Below are 20,650 nucleotides of genomic sequence, written 5' to 3' on the forward strand. Positions count from 1 at the left end.
GGTCATCGATCTGCAGACGGTGGCGTGCTGCCCAAGAAAAGTTCGATAGCAGACAGCCGGCGAAGTTCGCACAGAAGATCATTCCCCGGCTGTGCTTCGACGACCATGCGGCAGCCGCCGCAGACTTCTACGTCGGCATATTCGACCACTTACGCATCATCGCCGCCGGCTGCTACGGGGCAGCGGACCATCGGCCCGGCCGGGGCGCCGCAGCCTAGTCGACGCGGCGGATCGCGGCACGGTCGCCGCGTCTTTCCAGCTCGATCAGCAGCGGCGATCCAGCCGCTTTGTCCAGCAGCCAGGTCTGGGGCGTATCGACGTGGCGCGCGTGGTACGAGGTGCTGTGGCTGGATACCGTCGCGCCGGCGGCGTCCTTGCACCACACGATGAGCGCGCCCACCTTGTCGAGCTGCACGCTGTAGGGGCCGCTGCATTCCCCCGCCTTCGACGGCGTGCGGTGCTGCAGCTGCAGGGTGGCGCCGGGTACGTCGCCCAGCCGCTGCGCGCCGGCCTCCAGTTCGTAGGCCAGCCGGGTGGCGGGGTCGGTGAACTCGCCGCAGCCGACGGCGGCGGGCAGCAGGCCCAGCACCGCCCGCCGCAGCAAACGCTTCATCCCTCGAAGGCCGAGCGGTTGCGGCCGCTGCGCTTGGCGCTGTAGAGCAGGCCGTCCACCCGGTTGAGGAAGCGCTGGACGTCGTCGTCCGCACCCGGCACCAGGGTGCCCACCCCCAGGCTCACGGTCAGTCGCTCGCAGATCGCCGAGCGCTCGTGCGGGATCGCCAGTTGCTCGATTGCCTTGTGGCAGCGCTCGGCGAGCAGCGCCGCCGCCCTGGCATCGGTTTCCGGCAGCACCAGCACGAACTCCTCGCCGCCGAAGCGGGCCACGAAGTCGCGCGCCCGCGTTGCCACCTTGCCCAGCGTCTGCGCGACCTGGCGCAGGCAGTCGTCGCCCTGCAGGTGGCCGTAGCGGTCGTTGTATTCCTTGAAGTAATCGACGTCGAGCAGGATCAGCGACAGCGGCTGGCGCCCGCGGCGGGCGTTGGTCCATTCCATTTCCATCACCGAATCGAACATCCGCCGGTTGGCGACGCCGGTGAGGCCGTCCTTGTAGGAGAGCTCCTCCAGCTCCTTCTGCAGCTGCAGCAGCTTCTCCTCGGTGGCCTTGCGCTGGCTGATGTCGAACATGAAGCCGATCAGCGCTTCGACCTCGCCTTCCTTGCGCACCACGTGCACCACGTCGCGTATCCACACATAGCCGCCGTCCTTGGTGAGTGCGCGGTAGTCGGCCTCGTGGTCGGTGCCGGCCTGCGACTGCGACACGCAGAAATTGACCACCTTGTCCCTGTCGTCCGGGTGCATGCGCGAAGCCCAGTCCTCCACGCTCACCCAGCTATCCGGCGCCCACCCGAGCAGCGCCTCGATCTGCGGGCCGATGTAGGTGAACTGCATGGTCTTCCAGTCGATCCGCCAGGGGATGGCCCTGGTGGATTCGAGCAGGGTCTTGTAGACGTCGCTGTCGGGTTCGAGGTTCTGGTCGGGAGCGTTCATCGGTGCGGTCGGGGAAAGCGCGGGAAGCGTCGCGGAGCACCGATGGTAATGGAAGCGATGTTGCCGGTCTTGTTCGGCGCGATGGCGTGCCCCCGGAGGGGCGCCGGTGCGGGAACTTTCGGACCTTCGGCGGCCCTATAATCCGCCGCCGTCAGTCAACCCAACCCAACTGGATGTCTCCCATGTCGCGTCATATCGTTTCCGCCCTTTTCATCGCCCTGTCCCTTGCTGCCTGTGGCGGTGCGGTGGAGGACACGCGGCCGGGGCAGCCGGTGAAGCATCGCCAGGATGCGTTCAAGGCCATCCTGCGGGTGTTCGAGCCGATGGGGGTGATGCTGCGCGACGGCAAGTACCAGGCGGACAAGTTCGCCTCGCTGGCCGGCGAGCTGGTGGCCAAGCGCGAGGCGCCCTGGGGCCATTTCGGCGCCGATACCAACTACCCGCCGACCAAGGCCAAGGCGGCGGTGTGGAGCGATGCCGCGGCTTTCGAGCGCGAGCGCCAGGGCTTCTTCGCGGCCACCGATGCGCTGATGGCCGCCGCGCAGACGCGCGACCCGGTGCAGGCCAAGGCGGCCTACGACAAGGTCTATGGCAGCTGCAAGAGCTGCCACGACGGCTTCAAGCAGAAGTAAGCCGGCGGCGCCGGTTCAGGCTTCGAACAGGCGCGCCAGCCGCGGCTGCGCGGCGCTGCAGATGGCCGGCGGCAGCAGGAAGCTGGCCTGCAGCACGTCGGCGAGTTCGCTCGCGCTGACTAGCGTGCGCCGCTGGATGCGGCCGTCGGCGTGGTACTCGGCATAGTCGCGGTTGAACAGCGTCCAGCGTTGGCCGAGACCGGCGCGCGCCAGCATCAGGTTGCCGGTGAACACCGATTCCGGGTGAGTGGACAGGAAGTAGTTGGGCGCGACGTAGTCGCAGGCGTGCTGGCGGACGCGGTCGAAGCGGTAGAGCGGCTTCCAGGCCTCGCCGAGGCGGGCCTCCATCTGCCAGTCGCCGTTGTCGTGCAGCAGGCGGAAGGGTTCGTGCGGGGTGGCCTGTTCCACGTCGGCCACCAGGCGCAGCGTGCTGGTCAGGGTCAAGCCGCCGAAGCCGACATCGGCCAGGCGCGGGCCGTCTTCCGTTTCCACTTCCAGCAGCATGTGCTGGCGCGGCGTGATCGTGCCCGGCGGCTGGTTCCACACCACGCGGGCGGCCAGCTCGTGCACGGTAAAGCCGAGTGCGCGCAGCACCTCGGCGAACAGCCGGCTGTGTTCGAAGCAGTAGCCGCCGCGACCGGCGCCGACCAGCTTGGCCTGCACGCCGGCGGGCGAGATATCCACCCCTTCGCCCAGCAGCGGCGAGAGATTCTCGAAGGGGATGGCGTTCACATGGTGCGCGATCAGCGTTTCGAGCGTGCCGAGGCTGGCCTGCAGCGGCACGGCGGGCCGGCCGATGCGCTGGAGATAGGCGTCGAGATCGATGGGCGAGGTGGTCATGGTCGTATGTCGTCGGGTTGGGGGCGTCATGATCGCATGCGCATGTGTTGATTCGTAGCTTCCGCGCACCGGCTTGCGGCCGTCCGCGGTCGACTTGTTGCCCGGGTTCTCCAGTGCAATAATAAGTTATTACCTTATTACTCTATAAAAATGGGTTGCACGAGGATCATAGCCTTGCTCTCGCAGAAGGGCGGGTCGGGGAAGACAACGGTGGCAATGCAGCTGGCGGCGGGGCTGTCCCTGGCGGGCTACCAGGTGGCGGTGGCGGATCTCGACCCGCAGGAAAGCGCCTTGCGCTGGGCCGATGCCGCGGCTGAAGGCGTGCCGTTCCCGGCCGCGGTCATGCGCTTGCGCGGCAGCGCCGACGAGATGCGGCGCAGCCTGCAGGCCGCCGCGAATCGCGTCGATTTTGTCGTGCTCGATTGTCCGCCGTCGATCGAGCACCTTCATACCGCCAGTGCGCTGGAGTTGTGCGATCTGGCCCTGGTGCCGGTGGTGCCGAGCCCGACCGACCTGTGGGCGACGCGCGGCATGGAAAAGCTGATCCTCGCCCGCATGGGCGCGCAAAGCGCGCTGCGTGCCGCGCTGCTGCCCAACCGCGTGATGCGTACCGCGCTGGCCGGCGACGTGCTCGAAGTGCTGCAGGACTTCGAACTGCCGGTGCTGGCGGCCGCGCTCTCGCAACGCAGTGCCTACGCGCAGAGCGCGGTGCAGGGCGCTTCCGTCTATGAACTCGGCCGCGCCGCGCTGCCCGCGCAGGAAGAGGTCGACCGGCTCGTATCCGCCGTTCTCAATCAATTCGGGGAATAAAACATGACCACTCGCAACAAGACCCAATCCGCCCTGCGCGCCGCACTGAAGCAGGAAGACGCTGCCCTGACCGAACGCCTGCCGGTGGCCGATGCTGCGGCGCCGGCCGCCGCGCCGGTCGCCGTCGAAGCTGTTGCCGCCGAGCCGGCTCCCGCCGCAGTGAAGAAGCCGGCTAAGGCTGCAGCAAGCAAGGCCGCCGCAAAGCCCAAGGCGGTCAAGCCGAAGGCGGCCGCGCCCGTGATCGCGGAAGTGAAGGTTGCAGAAGTGAAGGCTGCCGAGGTGGCTGTAGCCCCGGTGGCCACGGTCAAGCCCAAGGCGGCGCCTGTCGCCGTGGCCAAGAAAAAGCCGGCAGCGCCGGCCAAGGCCAAAGCGGCGGTGACGAAGACCGTGACCAAGGCTGTGGTCGGGGAAGTGGCGGCGCCGGCGCCCGAATCGGTCAAGAAGGACAAGGCGCCGAAAGTGGCGAAGGCCGCCAAGGCGGTGAAGGCCGAGAAAGCCGAAAAGGTCGAGAAGGTGGAGAAGGTGGAGAAGACCGAGAAGGTCGTCCGCGATTCCTTCTCCTTCCCGGCGAGCGAGCACCGGCGCATCAAGGCGCTGCGCGAGCAGCTCGGCAAGGCTGGCCGCCTGGTGAGCAAGTCGGAAGTGTTGCGCGCGGGTCTGGCGGCACTCGACGAGCGCGGACCGGACGAACTGGCCGCCCTGTTCGACGCCCTGCCGCCGGTGCTCAAGGGCAAGCGCAGCAAGAAGCACTAAGCCCGGCTTGCGCGCCGGCCCAGGCCGGCGCGTGGCTCAATCCCACATGCCGCGCATCTTCGCGGCGAGATCCAGCGCCGCCTGGCGCGACTGCGGCGTACCGCGGAATTCCGGCGGCGGCTCCGGCCACGACACCTGCTCGAACTGCGGCAGCAGGCGGTTGGGGATGAAGCGGCTGCGGCCGGCATACACGTGGCGGTCGCCCATGCCCTGCTGCTGCGTCACGTAGAAGCGCTGCGGCACCAGCAGTTCCAGGTGGTCCCTGGCGCGCGTCATCGCCACGTAGAGCAGGCGGCGCTCTTCCTCTATCTCGCCGCTGCTGCGGGTGGCGATGTCGGACGGCACGCAACCGTCCACCACGTTGAGCACGCTCACCGCGTTCCACTCCTGGCCCTTGGCCGAATGCATGGTCGACAGGATCAGGTAGTCCTCGTCGAGCAGCGGCACGCCGGCCTCGTCGCTGGTGGCGCTGGGAGGATCGAGCGTGAGTTCGGTGAGAAAGCGCTGCCGGCTCGGGTAGGTGGCGGCGATGCGGCCGAGCTGCTGGATGTCGCCCTGGCGCACCGCCGCGTCGTCGTAGAGGCGGGGCATCTGGCCCTCGTACCAGCGGCAGGCGAGTTCGAAGCTGGCCGGCCAGGGCGCGTCGGGCCGGCGCAGGTGTTCGACCAGCGTGGCGAACTCGCGCCAGTCCGCCTGCGCCGCTTCCGGCACCGGCTGCTCGGCGAGCAGCTCGCAGCCCTCGGGCGCCGCTACCACGTGGTCCAGCACCTTGCCGGCGGTCTTGGGGCCTATGCCGGCCATCAGCTGCACCACCCGGAAGCCGGAGACGCGGTCGCGCAGGTTTTCCACCCAGCGCAGCAGCGCCAGCATGTCCTTCACGTGCGCGGCCTCGAGGAACTTGAGCCCGCCGAATTTCACGAAGGGGATGTTGCGGCGGGTCAGCTCCATCTCCAGCCGGGCGCTGTGGCTGGCGGCGCGGAACAGCACCGCCTGCTGCTTGAGCTTGATGCCCTGCTCGCGGCGCGCAAGCACCCGTTCCACCACGAAGGCGGACTGGTCGGCGTCGTCGCGCACCGACACCAGCTGCGGCCGTGCGGTGGATTCGCGCAGCGACCACAGATCCTTGCTGTAGCGCTCGCTCGCCTGCGCGATCACGGCATTGGCGGCGTCCAGAATCGGCCGCGTCGAGCGGTAGTTCTGCTCCAGCGTCACCCGGTGCGCCGGCGGTTCGAAGCGGCCGGGGAAATCCAGGATGTTGCGCACCGTCGCGCCGCGAAAGGCGTAGATGGACTGCGCATCGTCGCCCACCACGGTGAGGCCGCGGCCGTCCGGCTTCATAGCCAGCAGGATCTCGGCCTGCAGGTGGTTGGTGTCCTGGTATTCGTCGACCAGCACGTGGCGGAAGAGGCCGCCGATTTCCTCCGCCAGCGCCGGCTCGGCCACCATGTGCGCCCAGTACAGCAGCAGGTCGTCGTAGTCGAGCACCTGCTGGGCCTGCTTGGCCTCGACGTAGGCGCGGAACAGCGTCTTCAGCTCGGCCTCCCATTCGGCGCACCACGGGAAGGTGGTCTGCAGCACCTCGGCCAGCGGCGCGCGGGTGTTCACCGCCGCCGAGTAGATGGCGAGGCAGGTGCCCTTGAGCGGAAAACGCTTGTTGCGCGTCGGCAGCCCGGCCTCGTGGCGCGCGAGGTTCATCAGGTCGGCGGAATCCTCGCGATCGTGGATGGTGAAGGCCGGGTCCAGGCCGATGCGGCCGGCGTATTCGCGCAGCAGGCGCGCGCCGATGCCGTGGAAGGTGCCCGACCACTGCAGCGTGGCCTGCGCCAGCCAGGGCGTGTCGACCGCCAGCTGGCCGAGGATGCGCTGCACCCGCCGGCCCATTTCGTCGGCGGCGCGGCGCGAGAAGGTGAGCAGCAGGATGCGAGCCGGGTCGGCGCCGTGGGCGATCAGGTGGGCGACGCGGTGCGCCAGGGTGTTGGTCTTGCCCGAGCCGGCGCCGGCGATCACCAGCAGCGGGCCGGGGATTTCGCCGCTGCCCTTGCCGCCGCGCACGCCGTATTCCACCGCCTCGCGCTGCGCGGGGTTGAGACGTTCGAGGTAGGCCGGGGCGGCGGCGGGCAGGGGCGCGGGACTGTTCATGCCTGTAATTCTATCCAGTCCACCCCGGCGGGCGGTAGCCCGACTTTCGCAAGTCGTCCGGGCGCGCACGCCTGCGCGGCATCGCTGCGAGCCGCGCGGTAAACTGGCGGCTACTCAAGGAAATTCCCGACGCATATGCATTCGATCGAGGTGGTGCTGGCGATGCTGCTGGCGGTGGTGGCCAGCGGCTACCTGGTGCGCGTGGTGCCGGTGTCGCTGCCCCTGCCGGTGGTGCAGATCGCCCTCGGCGCGGTGATCGCGGGGGTGTTCGGCCACGGCGTGCGGCTGGACCCGGAGATCTTCTTCCTGCTCTTCCTGCCGCCGCTGCTCTTTCTCGACGGCTGGCGCATCCCCAAGGTCGGGCTGTTCCGCGACAAGGCGACCATCCTGGAGCTGGCCTTCGGACTGGTGGTGTTCACCGTGGTCGGCGCCGGCTTCCTCATCCACTGGCTGATTCCCGCGATGCCGCTGGCGGTGGCCTTTGCGCTGGCCGCCATCGTGTCGCCCACCGATCCGGTGGCGGTGTCGTCGATCGCGGCGCGCGCGCCCATCCCCAAGCGGTTGATGCACATCCTGGAAGGCGAATCGCTGCTGAACGACGCCTCCGGCCTGGTGTGCTTCCGCTTTGCGGTGGCGGCGGCGATGACCGGCAGCTTCTCGCTGGCCAGCGCTTCGCTCACCTTCCTGTGGGTGGCGCTGGTCGGGCTGGCGGTCGGCGCCGGCGCGACCTGGGCGGTGGCCCTGGCGCAGCGCTGGCTGTCGCGCCATCTGGGCGAGGAGGCCGGTTCGCCCATCCTCATCAACCTGCTCACGCCCTTCGGCGCCTACCTGATCGCCGAGCATCTGGATGCGTCCGGCATCCTCGCGGCGGTCGCCGCCGGCGTCACCATGAGCTATGTGGAACTCAGCGGCCGGGCGCTCGCCACCACCCGGGTGCAGCGCGCGGCAGTGTGGGACACGGTGCAGTTTTCGCTCAACGGCATCATGTTCGTGCTGCTGGGCGAGCAGCTGCCCGGCATCCTGGCGCGGGCGGCGGCTTCGGTGGAAGACACCGGCCACCTGTCGCGCTGGTGGCTGCTGGTGTATGCGCTGGCGATCAGCGTCATCCTTGCGCTGCTGCGCTTCGCCTGGGTGTGGGTGTCGCTGCGCATCAGCCTGTTCAAGGCGCGCGAACCGGGCGAGCCGCTGCACCGGCCGGACTGGCGCATCGTGGCCGCGGTGTCGCTGGCCGGCGTGCGCGGCGCCATCACCCTGGCCGGCGTGCTCACGCTGCCGCTGCTGCTGCCCGACGGCCGCGAGTTTCCGGCGCGCGATCTGGTGATCTTCCTCGCTGCCGCGGTGATCCTGGTTTCGCTGCTGCTCGCCAGCGTCGGCCTGCCGCGCCTGCTGCGCGGGCTGGAACTGCCGGACGAACCGGCCGAACGGCGCGAGGAAGACCTCGCCCGACGCGAAGCGGCCACCGCCGCCATCGCCGCCATCGAGCAGGCCCGCCATGCCCTGTCGGACGCGAGCGCGGCCGAGGCCGATCTGTACACGAACGCGGCGCTACGGGTCATGTCGAATTACCAGCACCGCCTGGCCGACAGCGCGATGCCCGGCGGCGTGGACGCCGAACGCCTGCGCCAGGCCGACCGCGCCGAGGTGGCGCTGCGGCTGGCGGCGCTGCAGGCCGAGCGCGAGGCCATTTTCCGGCTGGCGCGCGACTACGCGATCTCGGACGAGATCTCGCGCAAGCTGGTGCGCCAGATCGACCTGATGGAGGCGCGCTACCGCTGAGCGCACGCGCAGCCGCCGTATCGGAGACACCCATGCAGATCGCACACTTGCTTCTCGCCGGCGCGCTGGCGCTGGCCGCCACGGCCGCCCAAGCCGACATCTACAAATGGACCGACGAGCAGGGCCGCGTGCACTACGGCGACCGGCCTTCGCCCAGCGCGCCGGCAGCCGAAAGGCGCGAGCTGCAGGTGCCCGAACTCCCGGAAGCGCAACGCCAGGAAGCCATCGAGCGGCTGGAAAAACAGCGCGCCACCTTGAAAGCGCCGGCAGGCGAAGCCGGGGTGATCGCCGCGCCGGCAGCGGAGGCCCGCCCGGCGGAGCGGGACGACAGCTGCGCCGCGCAGATGCGCCGCTACCATCAGAGCCAGGAGTGCTTCGCGCCTTTCCGCAACGTGAATGGCAGCGTCAAGCCCGAGGCCTTCCGCTACTGCAAGGACATCCCGGAACCGCAGTGCGATTGAGCCGGCGCCGCCGCGGGGCGACGCCGGCCGCGCGGCTTACTGCGCCGGCGCGCAGCAATCCGTCGGCTGCGGATTGCGGATCGGGTTGGCGAGGTGGATCTTGAGGAACTCGGTGTTGTCCGAGGCCAGCTCGCGGCCGCCGCCGTAGGGGAAGTTGTTGTCGTTGATCACCACCAGGGTGTTGGCGTCGAGGACGAGCACGTCTTCGATGGTGACGTAGGGGAAGCTGAAACGGGTGTTGCCGTCGCCGTTGAGGTCGTGCGGATCGGCGATGTTCATCAGGTCCACCAGCTCGGTCTTGACCGCCTCGCCGCCGTCGGCCACGCCCGCGATGTCGGCGATGAAGAGCTTCTTGAACGGCGTGCAGCCGCTGGTGGCGGTGCAGCCGTTGCGCTCGATCACGATGAAGCGGTGATCGTCGATGGCGGTCATGTCGCCGATGGCGGTGCCGTCCGCCTCCAGCCGGTAGCGGTAGTCGATGCCGGTGTAGGCGCCCTTGCGGATGTCGAACTCGTTGATGCGCAGGGTCTTGGCGGCGTCGCCGCTCACCGTCTTTTCCAGCAGGGTGTAGAGCTTGTCGCCGCGCTTGTTGATCGCCATGCCCTCGAAGCCGCCGGAGCTGCCGAGGTTGGCGGCGACGCTGCCGCCCGTCACCGCCGGGTGCTGCGGCGCGAACACGCCGGGCAGCGCGGTCTCGCGGCGCAGCACCTTGCCGTCGGCATCGGTCTGGATCAGGTAGGGGCCGAACTCGTCGCCGAACCACAGCTTGCCGAACTTGTCCTCGCGCACCGATTCGATGTCGAAATCGGCGCCGGTCAGCAGGCGCCCGGCCTTGATCGCCGGATCGACCTCGGGGTTGGCGGCGTTGTTGTAGTAGTGCGCGTAGTCGGCCTGGATGCGGGTGCCGAGCAGGTTGTCCGGGTCGTGCAGGGTGATGCGGCTGGCCTCGTCGAAAGCGGAGAGCGGCGTGCCCGTCTTCCAGTCGGCCGCCGACACGGTGCCGCTGCCGCCGCGGGCGGTCTTGAAATCGGGCAGCACCGCGTAGGCGCGCAGCAGCGCGTCGGCGGAGTTGCCCTGCGCGCCGAAACCGTTGTCGGCGATCACGCGCAGGCTGCGGCCGGCACCGCGCAGCACCCCGGAAAAGCCCTGCACCGGCTGCTGGCCGAAGTAGGGCGGAAGGTTGCTGCCATAGGGGTTGGCGCCGGTGAACTGGCCGGAGGTGGGGCCGTCGGCGAAGGTGGCGGCGGGCAGCATCGCCCAGCCGACCAGGGTGTTGGTGTCGGCCTGGGCGGATGCCGCAGCGGCGGCGAGGGCGAGCGCCAGGGCGATCTTGTTGTATGAAGCAGGCATGGTTACTCCGGTGGGTTGGCGGACCGGGTATCGGTCCGAAACCACCGGAGGCTAGTGCGCCCGATTTGCATCGTGATGACCACGGGATGGTCCCATCGGACCATCGCCGGGCCGGCTTCCCTACTTCAGCAGGCGCTTGCGGGTCAGTGCCAGCGCCACCCAGAAAGCCGCCACCGCATAGCCTGCGAGCACGCCGAGATGGACCACCACATCCTGCGGCACGCGGCCGAGCAGCAGCGGGCGGGCGACCTCCACCGCGTGGGTGAGCGGCAGCGCGCGCGTCACCGCATGCAGCAGCGGCGGCAGCTGGTCGGTGGGAAAGAACACCCCCGACACCAGCATCATCGGCGTGACGAACAGGGTGAAGTAGTACATGAAGAAGTCGTAGCTCGGCGCCAGCGCGGTCATGATCAGCCCGAGCGCGGCGAAGGTCAGCCCCACCAGGAAGATCAGCGGCAGCACCCACAGCGCATAGCGCACCTCCACCAGCCCGAATACCGTCGTCACCAGCAGGATGGCCGCGCCCGACAGCAGCGCCTTCGACGCCGCCCACACCAGCTCGGCGAACACCACATCATCCAGCGCCACCGGCGCGTTGAGGATGGCATCCCAGGTGCGCTGCACATGCATGCGCGAAAAGCTGGAATACAGCACCTCGAAGGTGGCGCTGTTCATCGTCGAATAGCACACCATGCCGGCGGCGAGGAAGCTGATGTAGGACACCCCGCCCACCTCCGGCACCAGCAGGCCGATGCCGAAGCCGAGGCCGAAGAGATAGATCACCGGATCGGCCAGGTTGCCCAGTACGGAGGGCAGGGCCAGCTTGCGCCAGACCAGGAAGTTGCGCTGCCAGACGGGGACGAAGCGGCGGGAGAGGGCGGGCGGGCGCCAGGGGTTGGGGGTCATGGGTGGGGTAGCGGTCGGGTAGGGAGCAGAACTCAAGGCTCAGGGACCGACTGTCTTCTTCAGTTCTTCCAGTTGTTCCAGGTCGGGGCTGGTCTGTTCCGCTTCCGGGGAGGTGCGCCCGGTCATCAGCCACAGTGTGTATTCGGGGTACAGCAGGCAGATCTGTTCCAGATGATCCGCGCTTGGCTTCGTTCGTCCATGCCACACGTGCGCCCATGCGCGCGCGCTGATGCCTGTCTTTTCTTCAAGCAAAGCGAATGCACCATGCCGCGGCAAGCGAGCATTGATGATCTTTATCAAACGCTCATAAATCATAAGAAATGTTCATTTGAACAAAATTTGTTCATGAGCAAAAATTGCTCAAACGAACAAAAATTGTTCATTTGGCTAGATAGTGGTCAACAGTGGTCAATAGTGGTCGACATGTCCGATTCCATCAAGCTGCTCCAGCTTTACCCGGTCCCCGTCATGCACTGGCGCTTCTTCGCGCAGCAGGTCGGCGTTGATGAAGGCGTTGTGCGGGGGCTGTGCGAGAAGGGGCATCTGCCGGTCATCCATTTCGGCCGGCACCGCTTCATCAATCTCGCCCGGCTTACCGCGGACTGCATGGTGGAGGTGGCGGACTGATGGACGGGGTGGCGCGCGCTCGTGACTCCGAGTGGGGCCAGGCGGCTCAAGCGCAGAAAGGAGGCGCCGGATGAATCTCGCCCTGGCGGTAAAGATCGTGGAGCGTGTTGCCGGCATTACGGGGCATTCGCCTCATCTGGAGTGTTGGAGTCTGGATTGGTGCAGCGAAGGCAATCACTCGCTGGCGGTGCTCGCGCGCCGGCGGGCGGGGCTGCGGGGTGGGTTCGAACTCAGTTACGCGGAGCCGGAGAGCGAGGCGGAGTGGCACTACTGGTTTTATTTGAGTGATCCGAACGCGCCTGCTATTCAGCTACCAGGTGTTGTTCGTCTGCAGTTATCAGAAGCTGTGTTGGATCTGTTGGATGTCTATGGGCGTCCGCTGCAACTGAAGACTCTCAGGTGAACTTCGTCGATGTTGCGGCGGTCGTTTCGGCACACACACGCGGATCGGCTGATCCCTATGGACGTGAGGGAGGATACCGACTGACGGATTTCGGTTGTGTCCGTGATGGCACTCCTACGCAGGTCGGGAACGTCACGCTGGCGGCCTTGATGCGCCTCCTCGACGCGTTCGGTTCTTGACGTTGCGGGTGCGTGAATTGAACCTTCCCGCGTCCCCCACGGTGCCGGTGCTGTCATTGGATTGGGTGTGTGGATGGTAAGAGACTCATGACCCCATGCTTAAGCTGATCGAACTCCTGTTTTTCCTCTTCGCCCTGCTCGCAATTGGCAGCATCGTTCACGCCGCTTTCGGCCCTTTGGGATTAGTGCTTTCCATCGTCGCCGTGGTGCTGTTGGCCATCTACGGGCCGATGCCACCCAAACGCTGAGGAGGTTGGTCGTAACAGGGCATTTGCGATGCAAGGCGCCTCCTTGGACAGTCCGAGTTGATTCACCGGAATCCAGCCCCTTCCTCTCGTCGCGTCATCCATCACGGAAATGACGATGCGCTGCATCTATGCTGTTCGCGATACCAGATGAGGGCGGCATGGAAGAATTGACCCTGGCGATCAGCCGTTTCTTTGCGCATTCGACCGCCCTGGCAGATCGGTCGGACTGGCAACCGCTTGCCCACCATCTGCAGAACGTCGCCGCGATGGCGGCACGGTTTGCATCGATTTTCAATGCCGCCGGACTTGCTGCGCCTGCCGGTCTGTTGCACGACATCGGCAAATACACCGAAGACTTCCAGCGCCGCATTGCTGGTGAGGCGGTGCGGGTGGATCACGCGACCCGCGGTGCAATGCTGGCGCTGCAGCAGTACCCCGATCTGGGTTACCTGATCGCCTACGCCATCGCCGGCCACCATGCCGGCCTGGCCAACGGCATTGAGAGCGGCGAGCGCACGTCGTTGAAGGAGCGTCTGCGCGGCGTTGGCCTGCCCCCCTTGCTGCCGGTCTGGCAAGAGGAAATCCAGCTGCCCGCGAACCTGGGCGAACTGCCATTCAAGAAAGCGGGTTCCGGTGGGCCGATGTTCCAGGCGGCTTTTCTGGTGCGCATGCTCTTTTCGTGTCTGGTGGATGCCGACTACCTGGATACCGAAGCCTTCTACGACGGGGTGGCGCAGCCCGGCGAGCCGAATGACCGAAACGTGTTGAGAGCGCTCGAAGCGCCACGGTTGGAGGCGCTGCGGGAGCGTCTCGATGCCTATCTCGCCACCTTTACCGCTGATTCCGAAGTCAATCGAATCCGCGTCGACATCCTTGCGCATGTTCGGGGCGAAGCCGTGCGCGACCCCGGCCTGTTCTCGCTGACCGTGCCCACCGGCGGTGGCAAGACGCTGGCTTCGCTCGCGTTCGCACTCGACCACGCGATACGCCACGGTCTGCAGCGGGTGATCTTCGTCATCCCCTTCACTAGCATCGTCGAGCAGAACGCGGCGGTGTTCCGCCGCGCCCTCGGCGATCTTGGGGAAAGCGCGGTGCTGGAGCACCACAGCGCCTTCGTGCAACCTCCGCCGACGCGTGACGACGCCGAGCGCTACCAGTCGCAGGAGAAGCTCAAGCTGGCGATGGAGAACTGGGACGCGCCTATCGTCGTCACCACCGCCGTCCAGTTCTTCGAGAGCCTGTTCGCCGCGCGGCCGTCCCAGTGCCGCAAGCTGCACAACATTGCCGGCAGCGTGGTGGTCCTGGACGAAGCCCAGACCCTGCCGCTGAAGCTACTGCGCCCGGCGGTGGCTGCCATCGACGAGCTGGCGCGCAACTACCGCAGCAGCGTGGTGTTGTGCACCGCCACCCAGCCGGCCTTGAAGGCGCCGGAGTTTGTCGGCGGTTTCGAGAGCGTGCGGGAGCTTGCTCCCGAGCCGCCCCAACTGTTCCGCAAGCTGGAGCGCGTTCGCGTACGGCATGTGGGCGAACTGGACGATGAAGCGCTCGCCGCCCATATGCGAGCGCACGAACAGGTTCTGTGCATCGTGAACAACCGCCGCCATGCGCGCGCGGTGTTCCAGGGCATGGCCGATCTGCCGGGGGCGCGGCACCTGACGACGCTGATGTGCGCCAGCCATCGCAGCAAGGTGCTGGCCGAGGCGCGGGACGATCTGAAGTCGGGCCGGCCCTGCCGCCTCGTCTCGACCAGCCTGATCGAGGCCGGGGTGGATGTGGACTTCCCGCTGGTGCTGCGCGCCGAAGCCGGGCTGGACTCCATCGCCCAGGCCGCCGGCCGCTGCAACCGGGAAGGGCGGCGGGATGCGGCCGCCAGCGAAGTCCTGGTCTTCTCCACCGCCAACCCCGATTGGGCGCCGCCGCCGGAACTCAAGCAATTCGCCCAGGCGGCGGCCACCGTATTGCGCAGCCATGCGGCCGACCCGCTATGCCCGGCGGCCATCGAGGCCTACTTCCGCGAGTTGTACTGGCGGAAGGGCGAGTCCGCGCTGGATGGGGGCGGGCTGCTGGGCCTGCTGCGCAGCAGCCGCCTCGACAGCCTGCCGCTGGAAACCCTGGCGACACGCTTCCGCATGATCGACTCGGTGCAGATGCCGGTGATTGTGCCCTACGACGACACCGCCCGCGATGCGCTGAAGGCCTTGCGCTACGTGGAGAAGAGCGGCGGCATCGCCCGCAGCCTGCAGTCCTACCTGGTGCAACTGCCGCGTCAGGGCTTCGAAGCCCTGCGGAAGTCGGGTGCCATCCAGCCGGTGGCGCCGGAGCGCTGGGGCGAGCAGTTCATGGCGCTGACGGTGATGGATATCTACAGCAAGGACTTTGGTTTGAGTTGGGACGATCCCGCTTTCCTAAAGGCGGAGAGTTTGTGTTGGTAATAGTCAGTTCATTGAGCTGTTGTCAGACGGCGATGATTTTTATGAGGAGTTGACCAAGCCCGTACATAAGGCTACTCTCATCCGCGAAAAGGCGAAGGCCCCGGTGTCTGCCAACACTGGGGCCTTCTGAGAGCAACTCGCTTCGCACGCGGAAAAAGCTAGCGCCTTGAGCTAGCAGGGAGGGCCGATATATGGCTAGAACCCATATGACCTCATCAGACTAGCGCTAGACGCCTGCTCCACTTTGTTAAGGAGGAGCAGGCGCACTGTAACGCAGTAGTAGGGTGTTGCGCCTGTCTCGTCTCGTTGAGGCGTGTGGATTGAAATATTGAGCTGTTGGCAGAAGGCGTTTGATGGAAGGGCGCCCTTAGCACGTGTAATTGGCTAAGGGCGTCCTACAGCCTTTCTGGACTACGGCAATTGCATCAATATTATTTTCACGTCATTTAACTTGAGCGGGAGGGCAAAGTGAGTTTTGGAGTACGTCTCGAGATTTGGGGCGAGCGAGCCTGCTTCACCCGGCCAGAGATGAAGGTCGAGCGCGTGAGTTACGACGTGATCACCCCGTCGGCCGCACGCGGCATCCTGGAAGCGATCCACTGGAAGCCGGCGATACGCTGGCACATTGATCGCATCCATGTGCTGAACCCGATCCGCTTCGAATCGATCCGGCGCAACGAGGTTGGCGGCAAGTTGTCGCCGGCCAGCGTGGCGAAGGCGATGAAGGCGGGCAGCACCGCCGGCCTGGCCACCTATGTGGATGAAGACCGCCAGCAGCGCGCGGCCACCGTGCTGCGCGATGTGCACTATCTGATCGAAGCCCATTTCCAGCTCACCGGCCGCGCCGGGCCGGACGACTCGGTGGGCAAGCACCTGGACATCTTCAACCGCCGCGCGCGCAAGGGCCAGTGCTTCCATGCGCCCTGCCTGGGCGTGCGCGAGTTTCCCGCCAGCTTCGAACTGCTGGAGGAGGGGGCCTTGCCACCCGAGCCGGCAGCCGGCGTGGAACTGGACAAAGATCTCGGCTGGATGCTGCACGACATCGACTTCGCCGATGGCATGACGCCGCACTTCTTCCGCGCTTGCATGAAGAAGGGCGTGATCGAAGTGCCGCCCTGGCAGGCGGTGGAGGTGAAGGCATGATCCTGCAGGCGCTTGTCCGCTACTACCAGCGCCTGATGGCGCGCGGCGCCGGAGGCATTGCCGGCTACGGCTACAGCCCGGAGAAGATCAGCTACGAGATCGTGCTGGCGCCGAATGGTGCGGTGCTGGCGGTGAATGACATCCGCGACACCACCGGCAAGAAACCGCAGCCCCGCGTGCTGGATGTGCCTCAGCCGGAAAAACGCACGGTCGGCATCAAGTCCAATTTCCTGTGGGACAAGACCAGCTATGTGCTCGGCGTCAGCGCCACCAGCAAGCGTGCCGACAAGGAACACGAAGCCTTCAAGGCGCTGCATGAAACGGCCCTGGCAGGCGTGCAGGACGAAGGGCTGCAAGCCCTGCTGGCCTTTCTGCAGCGTTGGTCGCCGGAGCAGTTCCAGGCGCCGCTGTTTCCCGAGGAAATGCGCGATGCCAACCTGGTGTTCCGCCTGGGGAATGAGCATCGCCACATGCACGAACGCGAAGCGGCGAACGCCCTGCGTGCCCGGCTATTGGGCGATGAGGAGGCTGGAGAAGGCACCCCGCCTGCCGCTGGTGCGATCTGCCTGGTGAGCGGTGAGGTCGCGCCTATTGCCCGCCTGCACCCGGCGATCAAGGGCGTCAACGGCGCGCAAAGTTCCGGGGCCTCGCTGGTGTCCTTCAACCTGGATGCCTTCACCTCCTACGGGAAGAACCAGGGCGACAACGCGCCGGTTTCCGAGCAAGCCGCCTTCGCCTACACCTCGGTGCTGAATCACCTGCTGCGGCGCGGTCCCGATAACCGCCAGCGCCTGCAGGTGGGCGACACCTCGGTGGTGTTCTGGGCGGAAGCGGCCGGCAGCGAGGCTGATGCCCAGGCGGCGGAGAATTTCCTCTCCAGCCTGCTCCTGCCGCCGGACGACGAGAGCGAGGCCAACCGCCTGCGCACGGTGCTGGATGGCCTGGGCAAGGGCAGACCGCTGGCCGAGCTGGACCCCGGCCTTGCGCCCGGCACCCGCATGTATGTGCTCGGTCTGGCGCCGAACGCCTCCCGCCTTTCCGTGCGCTATTGGCAGGTGGATACGCTGGAGGTGTTCGCCAGGCGCTTGGCCGAGCATGCGCAGGATCTGCGTATCGAGCCCTTGCCCTGGCGCATCGAGCCCACGGTCTACCGCCTGCTGCTGGCCACCGTGCCCAACCGCGAGGGGGCGATGCCCAAGGCGGATGATGCCTTCGACAACCTCATCGGCGAAACCATGCGCGCCATCCTCAGCGGTGGCCTGTACCCGCGCAGCCTGCTCGCCAACACCGTGCTGCGCATCCGCAGCGACGGCAATCTTTCCGGCATGCGTGCCGCGATCTGCAAGGGTGTCCTGACGCGCGAGCGCCGCCTGGGCATCCGTACTTCCGACGAGGAGATTCCCGTGAGTCTAGACAAGCAATCCACCCAGCCCGGCTACCTGCTCGGGCGCTTGTTCGCCGTGCTGGAGTTCGTGCAGCGCTGCGCGCTGGGCGGCCAGGTCAACGCCACCATCCGCGACCGCTACTACGGTGCGGCGTCGGCGACACCGGCCGCCATCTTTCCGGTGCTGTTGCGCAACACCCAGAACCACATGGGCAAGCTGCGCAAGGAGCGCCCCGGGCAGGCGGTGAACCTGGAAAAGGAAATCCGCGACATCGTCGAAGGCCTGCCGGACCAGTTTCCGCGCAGCCTGAAGATCGAGGACCAGGGCCGCTTCGCCATCGGCTACTACCACCAGTCCCACACCCATTTTGCCAAGCGCGACGCCAGCGGCGATGCCGCTGAAAACACCGAAACCGAGACCGAAGGAGCCCTTTGATGACGGCCATCGCCCACCGCTACGAATTTGTTTACCTGTTCGACGTCACCAACGGCAACCCGAACGGCGACCCGGATGCCGGCAACCTGCCACGCCTGGACCCGGAAACCAACTGCGGGTTGGTGACCGACGTCGCCTTGAAGCGCAAGATCCGCAACTTCGTGACCCTGGATAAGGATGGCAGCACGGGTTACGCCATCTACATGCAGGAAAAGGCGGTGCTCAACAACCAGCACAAGCGGGCCTACGACGCGCTGGAGATCAAACCCGAGGACAAGAAGCTGCCCAAGGACGAGGCCAAGGCGCGGGAGATCACCGCCTGGATGTGTGCCAACTTCTTCGACGTGCGCACCTTCGGCGCGGTGATGACCACCGGCGTCAATGCCGGTCAGGTGCGGGGGCCGGTGCAACTGGCCTTCGCCACCTCGGTGGAGCCGGTGCTGCCGCTTGAAATCTCCATTACCCGCATGGCGGTCACCACCGAGAAGGAAGCGGAGGCGCAAAGCGGCGACAACCGCACTATGGGCCGCAAGCACATCCTGCCCTACGGCCTGTATCGCGCCCATGGTTTCGTTTCGGCCAAGCTGGCCGAGCGTACTGGCTTCTCCGATGACGACCTGCAACTGCTGTGGCGTGCCCTCATCAATATGTTCGAGCATGACCGTTCCGCCGCGCGCGGCGAGATGGCGGCGCGCAAGCTGATCGTCTTCGAGCACGACAACGCCATGGGTAACGCGCCGGCGCATGTGCTGTTCGATACCGTTAAGGTGACGCGGGCGAAGCAGGAAGATGACGGCCCGGCGCGCAGCTTCGCCGACTACAGGGTCAAGGTGGATGCCGAGATGCTGCCCCAGGGCGTGAGCGTGCGCGAGTACCTCTGAGTGGAGGCGGGGGACGAGCATGGAAGACAACCTCATCCCCCTCTCCGCCCTCCAGCACTATCTCTATTGCCCCCGCCAATGCGCGCTCATCCACCTGGAGCAGCAGTGGGCCGAGAACCGGCAGACGGTGGAAGGACGTTTGCTGCACGACAAGGCTGACAAGCCTGCGATAGAGCGGCGCCACGGTGTGCGCACCGTCACCGCCATGCCCTTATCCAGCGTTGAGCTGGGCATCAGCGGGGTGGCGGACGTGGTGGAGTTCCACGTTGAAGCGGCTAGCGAGCGCCCGTATCCAGTGGAGTACAAACGTGGTCGGCCGAAGGCGCACCGGGCAGATGAAGTGCAGCTCTGCGCCCAGGCTCTGTGCCTGGAAGCGATGTTTGGCGTGCCAGTGGAGGAAGGCGCCCTGTTCTACGGCCAGCCACGGCGGCGGGAGGTGGTGGTGTTCGATGAAGCGCTGCGCACCCTGACGCAGGAAACGATAGCTGCCACCCGTGCCATGTTCCTTTCCGGCGGCACGCCGCTGGCCAGTTATGACGCGAAGCGCTGCGACAACTGCTCCCTGCTCGATCTCTGTCAGCCGCGCTTGCTGGCGAAAGCCGGTGGCGTGGAGGTCTGGCTGAAACGGCAATTGCAGAACGAGGATTGAGGCATGCGCCGCCAGCTCAACACCCTGTATGTGACCACCGAAGGCGCCTGGCTGAAGAAGGATGGCGCCAACATCGTCATGGAGGTGGAAGGGGCGGAACGCGCCCGTTTGCCGGTTCACATGCTGGAGAGCATGGTGTGTATGGGGCGGGTGATGGTGTCGCCGCCACTGCTCGGCTACTGCGCCGAGCAGGGCATCTGCGTCAGCTTCCTCTCGCCCAACGGCAAGTTCCTGGCACGCATGGAGGGGCCGGTTTCTGGCAACGTGCTGCTACGGCGCGAGCAATACCGCCGTACCGATGATCCGGCCCGCTGTGGTCTAGTCGTCCGTAATCTGTTGATCGGCAAGGTACATAACCAACGCGCGGTGCTTGGCCGTGCGCTGCGCGATCACGGTGAGGGCATGCCGGAAGCCGATCAGACCGCCCTGGCGCACGCCCGGGAGCGCCTGCGGCGCATCTCCGCGCGCTTGTTGCTGGAAGAGAAGCTGGATGTGTTGCGTGGCCTGGAAGGAGAGGCGGCGCAGGCCTATTTCGGCGTCTTCGATCACCTCATCCGTGTGCCGGAGCCTGCCTTGCGCTTTAAGGGCCGCAGCCGCCGGCCGCCACTGGACGCAGTGAATGCCTTGCTCTCCTTCCTCTACACGTTGCTGACGCATGACTGCCGTTCCGCGTTGGAGAGTGTCGGGCTGGATCCGGCGGTGGGTTTCCTACACCGCGATCGTCCCGGCCGGCCCAGCCTCGCGCTCGACCTGCTGGAAGAGTTTCGCCCCGTCATGGCGGATCGTCTGGCGCTGTCACTGATCAACCGACGCCAACTCGGCGAGCGCGATTTCGTCCAACTGGACAACGGTGCAGTGTCACTCAAGGAAGAGTCCCGCAAAACGGTGCTCACTGCCTATCAGGAGCGCAAGCGGGAGGAGATGCGGCATGCCTTTCTCGAAGAGAAGTTCGCCGTCGGCCTGTTTCCTGCTGTTCAGGCACAACTGTTCGCCCGCCATCTGCGTGGCGATCTGGAAGCCTATCCCCCGTTCCTGTGGAAGTGAGGCCGCGCG

General features: G+C 66.5%; 21 protein-coding genes. 14 read left to right on the top strand and 7 right to left on the bottom strand.

Annotated elements, in window-relative coordinates:
- Positions 1-214: 214 nt before the first annotated feature.
- Positions 215-613: a hypothetical protein gene (locus CJ010_RS02205; protein WP_141016525.1), complete on the bottom strand. Its 399-nt coding sequence runs from the start codon at positions 611-613 to the stop codon at positions 215-217.
- Positions 610-1,548 carry a sensor domain-containing diguanylate cyclase gene (locus CJ010_RS02210; RefSeq protein WP_141016526.1) on the bottom strand — a complete coding sequence of 313 codons (939 nt, stop codon included), beginning with the start codon at positions 1,546-1,548 and terminating at the stop codon, positions 610-612. The genes CJ010_RS02205 and CJ010_RS02210 overlap by 4 nt, the downstream gene beginning before the upstream one ends.
- A gap of 182 nt (positions 1,549-1,730) precedes the next feature.
- On the opposite strand from CJ010_RS02210, the gene CJ010_RS02215 reads away from it, so the two are divergent.
- On the top strand, positions 1,731-2,180 hold the full coding sequence (locus tag CJ010_RS02215; RefSeq protein WP_205754877.1) for a cytochrome c: 450 nt from the start codon (positions 1,731-1,733) through the stop codon (positions 2,178-2,180).
- 15 nt (positions 2,181-2,195) lie between these two features.
- On the opposite strand, the gene CJ010_RS02220 is transcribed toward CJ010_RS02215, so the two are convergent.
- The gene (locus tag CJ010_RS02220; RefSeq protein WP_141016528.1) at positions 2,196-3,020 is read right to left on the bottom strand and encodes an arylamine N-acetyltransferase; all 825 of its coding nucleotides are present in this window, start codon (positions 3,018-3,020) and stop codon (positions 2,196-2,198) included.
- 150 nt (positions 3,021-3,170) lie between these two features.
- Between CJ010_RS02220 and parA the strand changes: the two genes are divergently transcribed.
- The gene (gene parA, locus CJ010_RS02225; RefSeq protein ID WP_141016529.1) at positions 3,171-3,830 is read left to right on the top strand and encodes a ParA family partition ATPase; all 660 of its coding nucleotides are present in this window, start codon (positions 3,171-3,173) and stop codon (positions 3,828-3,830) included.
- A gap of 3 nt (positions 3,831-3,833) precedes the next feature.
- A complete protein-coding gene (locus CJ010_RS25340) occupies positions 3,834-4,583 on the top strand; it encodes a hypothetical protein (protein ID WP_240794476.1) in 750 nt (249 codons plus the stop codon).
- Positions 4,584-4,619: 36 nt separating this feature from the next.
- On the opposite strand, the gene CJ010_RS02235 is transcribed toward CJ010_RS25340, so the two are convergent.
- Positions 4,620-6,722 carry an ATP-dependent helicase gene (locus tag CJ010_RS02235; RefSeq protein WP_141016530.1) on the bottom strand — a complete coding sequence of 701 codons (2,103 nt, stop codon included), beginning with the start codon at positions 6,720-6,722 and terminating at the stop codon, positions 4,620-4,622.
- Positions 6,723-6,857: 135 nt separating this feature from the next.
- On the opposite strand from CJ010_RS02235, the gene CJ010_RS02240 reads away from it, so the two are divergent.
- Positions 6,858-8,498: a Na+/H+ antiporter gene (locus tag CJ010_RS02240; protein ID WP_141016531.1), complete on the top strand. Its 1,641-nt coding sequence runs from the start codon at positions 6,858-6,860 to the stop codon at positions 8,496-8,498.
- Between the two features lie 32 nt (positions 8,499-8,530).
- A complete protein-coding gene (locus CJ010_RS02245; protein ID WP_141016532.1) occupies positions 8,531-8,959 on the top strand; it encodes a DUF4124 domain-containing protein in 429 nt (142 codons plus the stop codon).
- A gap of 36 nt (positions 8,960-8,995) precedes the next feature.
- On the opposite strand, the gene CJ010_RS02250 is transcribed toward CJ010_RS02245, so the two are convergent.
- The 3 genes from CJ010_RS02250 to CJ010_RS02260 all read right to left on the bottom strand — a co-directional run bounded on the left by CJ010_RS02250 (position 8,996) and on the right by CJ010_RS02260 (position 11,530).
- Positions 8,996-10,309: an esterase-like activity of phytase family protein gene (locus CJ010_RS02250; protein ID WP_141016533.1), complete on the bottom strand. Its 1,314-nt coding sequence runs from the start codon at positions 10,307-10,309 to the stop codon at positions 8,996-8,998.
- A 120-nt stretch (positions 10,310-10,429) separates the two neighbouring features.
- Complete coding sequence (locus CJ010_RS02255) at positions 10,430-11,215, bottom strand: ABC transporter permease (protein WP_141016534.1); 786 nt, start codon at positions 11,213-11,215, stop codon at positions 10,430-10,432.
- 39 nt (positions 11,216-11,254) lie between these two features.
- Positions 11,255-11,530, bottom strand: coding sequence for a DNA-binding protein (locus CJ010_RS02260; RefSeq protein WP_141016535.1), 276 nt, complete (start codon positions 11,528-11,530; stop codon positions 11,255-11,257).
- Between the two features lie 108 nt (positions 11,531-11,638).
- Here CJ010_RS02260 and CJ010_RS02265 point away from each other — a divergent pair, with 108 nt between their 5' ends.
- The 9 genes from CJ010_RS02265 (at position 11,639) to cas1c (ending at position 20,641) form a co-directional block, all read left to right on the top strand.
- On the top strand, positions 11,639-11,842 hold the full coding sequence (locus CJ010_RS02265) for a hypothetical protein (RefSeq protein WP_141016536.1): 204 nt from the start codon (positions 11,639-11,641) through the stop codon (positions 11,840-11,842).
- A 70-nt stretch (positions 11,843-11,912) separates the two neighbouring features.
- Positions 11,913-12,245 carry a hypothetical protein gene (locus CJ010_RS02270; RefSeq protein ID WP_141016537.1) on the top strand — a complete coding sequence of 111 codons (333 nt, stop codon included), beginning with the start codon at positions 11,913-11,915 and terminating at the stop codon, positions 12,243-12,245.
- A gap of 274 nt (positions 12,246-12,519) precedes the next feature.
- The gene (locus CJ010_RS25085) at positions 12,520-12,672 is read left to right on the top strand and encodes a hypothetical protein (RefSeq protein WP_168224887.1); all 153 of its coding nucleotides are present in this window, start codon (positions 12,520-12,522) and stop codon (positions 12,670-12,672) included.
- A gap of 158 nt (positions 12,673-12,830) precedes the next feature.
- Positions 12,831-15,104 (top strand): CRISPR-associated endonuclease Cas3'', encoded by a 2,274-nt coding sequence (locus CJ010_RS02275; RefSeq protein WP_141016538.1) that lies wholly within the window; start codon positions 12,831-12,833, stop codon positions 15,102-15,104.
- A 528-nt stretch (positions 15,105-15,632) separates the two neighbouring features.
- Positions 15,633-16,247 (top strand): type I-C CRISPR-associated protein Cas5c, encoded by a 615-nt coding sequence (gene cas5c / locus CJ010_RS02280; RefSeq protein ID WP_371415701.1) that lies wholly within the window; start codon positions 15,633-15,635, stop codon positions 16,245-16,247.
- Positions 16,244-18,067 carry a type I-C CRISPR-associated protein Cas8c/Csd1 gene (gene cas8c / locus CJ010_RS02285; protein ID WP_141016540.1) on the top strand — a complete coding sequence of 608 codons (1,824 nt, stop codon included), beginning with the start codon at positions 16,244-16,246 and terminating at the stop codon, positions 18,065-18,067. Before cas5c ends, cas8c begins: the two co-directional genes overlap by 4 nt.
- The gene (gene cas7c / locus CJ010_RS02290; RefSeq protein WP_141016541.1) at positions 18,067-18,948 is read left to right on the top strand and encodes a type I-C CRISPR-associated protein Cas7/Csd2; all 882 of its coding nucleotides are present in this window, start codon (positions 18,067-18,069) and stop codon (positions 18,946-18,948) included. Before cas8c ends, cas7c begins: the two co-directional genes overlap by 1 nt.
- Before the next feature lie 19 nt (positions 18,949-18,967).
- Positions 18,968-19,597 (top strand): CRISPR-associated protein Cas4, encoded by a 630-nt coding sequence (cas4, locus tag CJ010_RS02295; RefSeq protein WP_141016542.1) that lies wholly within the window; start codon positions 18,968-18,970, stop codon positions 19,595-19,597.
- 3 nt (positions 19,598-19,600) lie between these two features.
- A complete protein-coding gene (gene cas1c, locus CJ010_RS02300) occupies positions 19,601-20,641 on the top strand; it encodes a type I-C CRISPR-associated endonuclease Cas1c (protein ID WP_141016543.1) in 1,041 nt (346 codons plus the stop codon).
- The last annotated feature ends 9 nt before the right edge of the window (positions 20,642-20,650 follow it).

Origin of the sequence: Azoarcus sp. DD4 (assembly GCF_006496635.1) — a bacterium.
In the GTDB taxonomy this organism is placed as follows: Bacteria; Pseudomonadota; Gammaproteobacteria; order Burkholderiales; family Rhodocyclaceae; genus Azoarcus.